This window comes from Catenibacterium sp. co_0103 (genome assembly GCF_004168205.1).
Taxonomy (GTDB): domain Bacteria; phylum Bacillota_I; class Bacilli_A; order Erysipelotrichales; family Coprobacillaceae; genus Catenibacterium; species Catenibacterium mitsuoka_A.
The window spans coordinates 1-7472 of the sequence record NZ_RCYB01000091.1 but is presented as its reverse complement, the minus strand read 5'-3'; the positions used below and the strand labels follow the sequence as shown (position 1 = coordinate 7472).

The 7472-nt window shown below is 35.4% G+C and carries 8 protein-coding genes and 2 pseudogenes; 1 reads left to right on the top strand and 9 read right to left on the bottom strand.

Features of this window, described 5'->3' with window-relative positions; translation table 11 throughout:
- Positions 1-181: pseudogene (locus tag EAI80_RS13490) on the top strand (hypothetical protein); the annotation flags it as partial.
- Positions 182-239: 58 nt separating this feature from the next.
- Here EAI80_RS13490 and EAI80_RS10970 read toward each other — a convergent pair.
- The 9 genes and pseudogenes from EAI80_RS10970 to EAI80_RS10915 form a co-directional block, all read right to left on the bottom strand.
- Positions 240-512: a hypothetical protein gene (locus EAI80_RS10970; RefSeq protein WP_238634579.1), complete on the bottom strand. Its 273-nt coding sequence runs from the start codon at positions 510-512 to the stop codon at positions 240-242.
- A gap of 322 nt (positions 513-834) precedes the next feature.
- Positions 835-1365 carry a hypothetical protein gene (locus EAI80_RS10965; RefSeq protein WP_129982047.1) on the bottom strand — a complete coding sequence of 177 codons (531 nt, stop codon included), beginning with the start codon at positions 1363-1365 and terminating at the stop codon, positions 835-837.
- A gap of 44 nt (positions 1366-1409) precedes the next feature.
- Positions 1410-1649, bottom strand: coding sequence for a recombinase family protein (locus EAI80_RS13655; protein ID WP_161220341.1), 240 nt, complete (start codon positions 1647-1649; stop codon positions 1410-1412).
- A gap of 464 nt (positions 1650-2113) precedes the next feature.
- Positions 2114-4057: a DUF262 domain-containing protein gene (locus EAI80_RS10950; RefSeq protein WP_129982044.1), complete on the bottom strand. Its 1944-nt coding sequence runs from the start codon at positions 4055-4057 to the stop codon at positions 2114-2116.
- The gene (locus EAI80_RS10945; protein WP_129982043.1) at positions 4050-5369 is read right to left on the bottom strand and encodes a DUF262 domain-containing protein; all 1320 of its coding nucleotides are present in this window, start codon (positions 5367-5369) and stop codon (positions 4050-4052) included. The genes EAI80_RS10950 and EAI80_RS10945 overlap by 8 nt, the downstream gene beginning before the upstream one ends.
- Positions 5370-5414: 45 nt before the next feature.
- Entirely contained in the window at positions 5415-5603 is a 189-nt protein-coding gene (locus EAI80_RS10940; RefSeq protein ID WP_129982042.1) for a DNA-binding protein, read from the bottom strand.
- A gap of 476 nt (positions 5604-6079) precedes the next feature.
- Entirely contained in the window at positions 6080-6784 is a 705-nt protein-coding gene (locus tag EAI80_RS10930) for a hypothetical protein (RefSeq protein ID WP_129982041.1), read from the bottom strand.
- Between the two features lie 12 nt (positions 6785-6796).
- A pseudogene (locus tag EAI80_RS10925) lies at positions 6797-7019 on the bottom strand (helix-turn-helix transcriptional regulator).
- Between the two features lie 203 nt (positions 7020-7222).
- Positions 7223-7472 (bottom strand): IS3 family transposase (locus EAI80_RS10915; protein ID WP_153188261.1); only part of this gene is annotated, 250 nt, incomplete at its 5' end.

Sequence of the window (7472 nt, the reverse complement as noted above, 5' to 3'; positions counted from 1 at the left end):
AAGAATGATGCTTGTCAGTATATACCATATGATTCTTACTGGAGAGACATTTAATCCTTCAGATTATGAATCATTTAAAAATCCTAAGCCACCTATAAAGCAACAAGTTTTAACAGAAGAATCAGCGATAGAGTTTCTTAAGAAATCAGGTTTTGACGTTTCTAAATTAACTAAACCATAATATTCAATTATTCTATTTTTTCTAAATTATTCAAACTTATTTTTAAGTTTGTCTTTTTTTATACGTTTTGATTGATTTTTGTTTCACACTTATCATTCCATTTAACTGCAGTTTCTCCTGAGTTTGTATTAGACAAAACAAATGCTGATACTATTTCATCATTGTTAAGCAAAATATAGAGTTGATTATTTTTTATATCTTCCTCAAAAAATTCACATGGATAAATATCGTCCCAAATCTGAATTTTCTGTTTATTCATGTTTTGAATAATTTGTTTATACATATCTTTTAACTGTGGCAAATCTTCCATGACAGCTTGTCTAAAATCCATCTTATCACCTCTTCAAATTCCGATTTATCACTCTGCTATACGACCACATAGACTGCATTTATACAGAATAACGATACATTAATAGTCATCGCTATCAATGGTTGTTTACGAGCTTACCTTATGGATGTCTCAAGTTATAATAATTAACTTCTCTTCATTGATATGATATCACTTTTAGATAAAATAAAAAACTAGAATTATTACTGTAATAACTTCTAGTTCTAGAATACGAAATTGTAGGTTTTCCATCATGATGTTGTGTTTTACCTACATTTTTATTTTATCCTTTACAATTTAAAGCTACGAATCTGCTGGCGGAAAGTTACTTTTCTATATTTTCCTGCCCTAATTGATCAATCAAGTCCATCACACGTTTTGTCTCATATCTTTTTTTACGAGCTTTTGCCTTCTTCATCTCTTTCTTATGTCGTTTAGTTCCTTTTTGAGAATTAGGTTTACTTTTAGCTGAATATTTTACAGGATTTTTCTCCCTGTAAAAATCATGCGCAATTATGTACTCAAGGTATTCAACAATAGTGTTCCGTCTGCATGACTGCGAATGATAATTCGGAATCAGAGCGTTAGGATTGTCAATCTCATCTGTTTCCATTTCATTGCGATGATAAAGAAACATGGATTTCTTCTGTCCGTTAGTGATTATCTTCCAAGTACTGACAGGGGTTTCTATCACTAACGCTTTCCCCTGTAGAAAGCATGAAATGAAATTTTCCATACAAATGTTCATTATCGCATCTTCTTCCTGATGGTAATACTTCCATATAGGAGCTGTCTCATCAACACAAGCTAGTTCTTCTTCCATATTACGTTGTTTTATCAGAAAATATTCATTCATTATAGCAATCACCTCACTCTTTTTATTGCAGTATATCGTAATACCTAACAGTAGTGAACCCTCAGCATTTCTTCTACAGAGCGTTTTGGCCAGTTATCTTTGCCTGTTGAAGATTTAATATTTCTATCTTTAAGTTCCTTAACAATACCTAATATTCTTTTACCACCAAGATACAAATCAAAAATCAACTTAACAACTTCTGCCTGTTCTTTATTGATTACAAGATCACCGTTCTCGTACTTACCTCGCGCTTTGAATTCTTCCATATCCTTAAATACAAACATAGCCGATTTCTTTACATCATTATCAGGCACCGAACAGATAGGAAACATCCAAACTTTACGAGGAACTCATCCTCGCCAGGCTGAGTTTCGGTTTGAGGTTTATCAACAAGCTCTATCCTTCCGCAGTACACATACTCGCCTGCATCCATTACTTCGAAATGGTGGACATCGAAGCCAATTTAACCGCATGCTGCAAGCGTAGCATTCTAGGCCCAATTATTATCCTGGTCTCCATCTTTATCCATACCAGTGTAATGAAGATCTCCACCAATTCACTTATCGTGATAGATTCCTTTTGTGTAGTCTGAGACAATAACCAAAGTATTCGTAGTCTTTGAACATCTCACCATATTCCCGCATTTGAATATATCAACAATATCTGCCCTTTTTTAGTATTTGCCCTATTTTTAATCCATGATTAAATGCTATAATGCACCTCCAAATTTAATAAACTTTCTAGAAATTCATTCTTCTTCCGGATAACACGCTCTACAAAGCATGTCAATCATATGTTCCTCGTGCTCCTTATACAGAGAATCTTTCCAGTACAGACTAGCAGCCTTGCCGTCATCCTTTTCAGTAAGTTCACTCATTAATCGAAGTTTTATACTGCCCTTCGAAATCATTTCCTTAAACGTGCTCTTCTTGGCTTCCGGTGACATGTTAGAAAACTTCGAATTTACGTTTCTCTGAATAATACAGAGGTTTCCAAATTGATCCACTCCATCCGTCCACGATTCGAAAGTTCCTTCTGATGGATTCTGTGGATACCAATGTTCCACTGAATTTCTAAATTCAAATGTAAAGTCGTCGTACTTTTTTGGCTCGGACATCCACAGAAGGTAATCCAAATAATTAAATACAATATGAGGAGTATTTACTCCCATTGCGTATACACCATCTTCGCAAACATCAAAGAACTGTTCACGCACTGCATTCTTTGCAATCTCCTCAATAGCATCACTGAACTCAGACAAATCATTGCTCAGAGCATTTGAATAGTTATCTTTAGAAAGCCAAATCAATAGCTGTGTTATCCAGTGCATTACTTTTGGAGAAGTATAAGAAACACGCAGCGCTGACTGAAGCATTATGTTTCGCTTGTTGCGATCGTTACTTCTCTTTTCCTTGTTATGCTCTCCTTTTCGAGTAAACAAGGTATTCCGATAATATGGTTTCTTTTTGGATTGCTGGCCGGAAACATAAAGTGATTTGAGACTCCATTCTCTGTCGGCATTCTCGTTCGCATACTCTCTTTTTACAATGTACTTATCGAACAAGAACCTTGTCCGCAAAAGGCAAATAATAAACTCTCTTGAAAAGTTCTCTTTGTTATCTGCAATTCTGCCCTTATCATTCACTCCATATGTCGTAACACGATTAAAGCTTTCGATGAGTTTCTTATCGTCGAGCAATTCATCTATGATCTTTGATCCAGCATTTTCATGTGAAATGCCTTTAATCGCAATATAAACCTTCAATGTATGGATGAGAAAATACGGGAACTCAATAACACTTTCAAATCTTACTCGGATATCATCATCCAAATACCCATCGTCAGTATCCACCTGGAAATCAACATTTATGATTTCCTCTATAGTGTGGCCAACACCATTCAGGGAATTTTCTTTGATTTCTTTCTTATAGTTAGTCCAACTCTTCGGAGGCATATCATTCCAGTACCCTCCGAAAATAGCCTCACGTACTTCGTTTCCCTTACTGATAAAATGCATCTGAATATAACTGGTCATGTCACTGCAGGCATCCCAGATCTTAGCAAATATTGCTTTGTCTTTTTCATCTTTGAGATAGCTCATCAGTGTCGCCTTCAAAATATCGTGCTGCTCAAGCTGCTCGCCACGAGTATTCATAATCTCAAAATAGCGATTCAGATCCGTGTTTTCTGGCACTTCTATCCGATAAACAACTACATGTGAAAGTTTTTCACAAAATTCGTCTTTATCAAATCCTTCCCTCTGCATTTCCTGCATAAGGATTTTTATACCACTCTGAATACCAGACTCAATTCGATCCATATCCAATTTACTGAGGTTCATCTGAATCAGTTCCTGAATGTTCTGAAGGGTATAATTCGATTTATCTCTACAGGCAAATGTCAAAGTATTCTGCACTTCATAGCCAAGGCAATTCAACAAAAGATACAGTGACGTCAAGCGCTGCTGCCCATCTACGACCTCGAACTTATTTCCCTGTCTTGAAACAATCAATGCACCAATGTAATAACTCGCATCATCAGCAACATCGTTGATGTCCTCAATCAACTGGACAAGCTGCTTATCCTCCCAGGCATACGCACGCTGATAAAGGGGAATAATATACTCCATATCGGTATCAAAGATATTGTTGTCATCACCGACAATATGAAGTTCAGTAACTAAATCACTCATTTGACACCTCCATCAATCCATTCATAATCTTTAGTTTCTTATAAAGATCGTTCCACTTATCATGATTAGCTCTGTCCGGATCTCGCTTTACCTTTATCTGCAGACTGGAAATCTCATTATGCAATCGAGCAAAACTGATCTTTGAGAACATCGCAACTGCATTTGTATATCTAGAGTTGTCATCATCGCCAATGGCATATTTATTGATGCTATCGAACCCTAAGTTTTCCATATCTACTCGAATCATAAAAGCCCAGGTGAATAACTTCTTTACCGCCATTTCATCAAAGTTGTGGAACTTATCATAATAGCAAAGCAACGCGCAATAAAACAGGTTGCGAGCATAGACAAAACCTGCAGATCCATATTTTACAGAGTCCATTTCTTTAATACTAGATACTTCTTTGCCATTGCAGATAATAGACTTAATTTCCGCAAAATCTTGATTATTAAATATTTCTTTCTTAATATCGTGTATCAAGTATAGGTAATGATCTACCATTTCAAAAAAATCATTTCCTGAAATAAATGTCTCCGTAATTTGGAAACACGGCATTGCTTTACTTGCACGTCTTGCATATGAATACGTTGATGATTCCGGTATACCTTTATAAGTATCAATTTCCTTTGCCGTAAAAGGCTTGCTTTTTAATCCGCGTGACCAGTTCCAAACAGGGAACAGAAACAAATCGAAAAGCTCTCTAATTTGATTTGTGTCTTTTGATTCCCACTTAGTAACCGCATGTTCCATCTCATATGGATACTTTTTCATCTCTCGCAGATGATATGCTTTCAATAGGTCATGCGGATCAAGAGACTTTCCTCTGGTATTCTGTGAATCAAATAACTGAAAAGCCTCAGATACCTTTTCGACACTGATTACCACAACCTCTAATATTTCATCAAATGCACGAATAAAATTCTTCTTATCATCTTTATTCTTTAGTGAAAACCATTCGCGAATGAACATATAATTATCATGGATATTAGTTTGAGTTATTTTATTGGAAAATTTCTTCTTGGAAATAGGACACTTAACCCCTGTCTCTATGCATTGTTTTATAAGAAGAAGTGATATTATCCTCTGTTGTCCATCCACAACATCAAATATTCCATGTTCATTCTCATGAAGAATAATGGTTCCTACCCTGTACTTGAAGGGAGTTCTATACAGTCCTGCTTGATTGATTGCTGTACTAATATCACCAAGAAGCTCCTCAATATTTTGAATCGTCCACTTGTATGGCCTTTGATAGTCAGGAATATCAATCTCCATCTTTAGTAATTCATTTATACTTTTTATCTCAGCCATATCTATATCCACCTACACTTAAATAGTTTTATCACGCTCTGCATCTTATTTTTCCTTAATGTATTTTCCACTCTTGATACGCTCATCATTGGGTTTTTCTGCATCAGCCGGAATAGCCCAATAGGAACCAATCTTTGTTGCACCTGGAATTCTATTTTCTGCACATAAAACTTGTATTCTTCTGATGGAGATACCCCATTTTTCAGATGTTTGTCGTATTGATAAATATTTCATATAGTCCTCTCTTATAATACAAATAACACACAATCCAATTTAACGATATTATATTCCAAACCACGAATAAAATCAATCTAAAAAAGGCAGCCAAGCCTAAGCCTGCTGCCCTTACAAATTCTTGTTATCTCGGAATATCCAATTCAATCCCTGCTTTGAAACAAACTTTGAACCTATCCTCATAAATCTTTATTTCTTGAATATACTTTCTGCCATCGTGTTGTACGTCACTTTAAATGTAAATTGATTCTTCAAATTATTTGAATCGTATTATTCGTATTCAGTTAGTGAAGATTTCATTAATCCAATAAATTCAGGAAACTGTGCAAGCACTTCTTTGGCCACTTAAGGACGAAGTTCGCCTATCTTTGATGCAAAACTAATCACATCACCTTTTGATATATTCTTAAAATCAGTTCTCTGCATCATAGCAAGAACATCCTTTTCCATTGGTGTATATTCCATGATTCTACCTCCTAGTGAGCTGTCTGTATTCTCTTATTTGTATCCAACTCCAAACCAACCTGCCAAAATCCCATATCAATCATCTTCATCTGTGGATATGGCGTACCTTCAACTTTCATTTTCTCTCTAACTGGTTCAAATCGAGCGGAATTTTTTTCGTAAAAATCGACAAGCTGCATAATGGATTTCAAGTTGTAATTACCGGTTGCGACCTTCTGATTCTTTATTCCTGCAATAAAATATCTATCATATGCTGGAACACAGCCAAGTGTTCCCATAAGTATTTTCGTGATTAGTGTAAAAGATAACTGATTTTTCAGTTCTTGTCCTTTTACTTTGTGCCTGATTTTATCGTAATACTGCTCTAAAAACGAATTTATATCCTGCAGTAACTTTTGGTTGCTATCATCTTTGAAACCGATACAGTCAATTCCAGCTAAAATATCATATTTTTCATTTAACAGTTCTTTTACTACTGGAATATGTACTTTATAATCCTTTTGTAGCAAAAATGATGAGCCACGATACATTCCCCAACTTGCTAAATAAAAAGCTAGTTGTAAACTCAGATAATCATAATCAATCTCTTGGCTCCCTCGTGCTTTTATGAAATGTGAATAGCAGTGTTCCCAAGAACGATATCGACCATTCTCATCAACCTTCAAATCATTATAAAATTCTGTTGATGATTTAATAATCAGATCCACAGTATCCATGCTACTCACCGCCTATTCATTACTTGTTTTTATCTGTTCTCTATCCGGGAAGATAGATGATTGCTCAAAGGGAACTTCCATCACATCAGCTATCTGTTTCAACTCCTCAAGAGTAACTGTATCTCGTATCAGTTTCTTACCAAAGTTCTGTGGATTCTGCCCTATCCGTCTGGCAAATTCCAAAAGACTTATATTTTTTATTACATAATTCTTTAATCATATCGGATGTCTTCATCATTATCCTACATGTCTAAAAAGCACCTCAACTTATTACACTATAAACCATTTGGTTGATATTTTCAATTCTAGCACAGTTCCACTCTGTAAATTTTATGTAAATAACAAAAACACCCTGCATTTGATGCGCCCCTGTCAAGTAGACAGGTGAAATAATTAAAAACATGTACCCATGCCAGCCACGTAGTGGCTGGCATTTTTTTATGCATAATGTGCCGCCTTATATTTCTGTATCGCCTTGTTCTCAGGTATTGGATACTGAACTGGATTCTCATTGCATGATGCTTCACTTCTTACTTCATAAGGTGTTTTCACACCAAATCTTCTTTGATATCTTTCATGACTGTAATATCTTATCCATTCTTTTATTGCCGCTTCTAATTCCTCTCTTGTTTCATATTTCTTGCCATAATGATATATCTCACATTTAAGTATTCCCCAGAATCCTTCC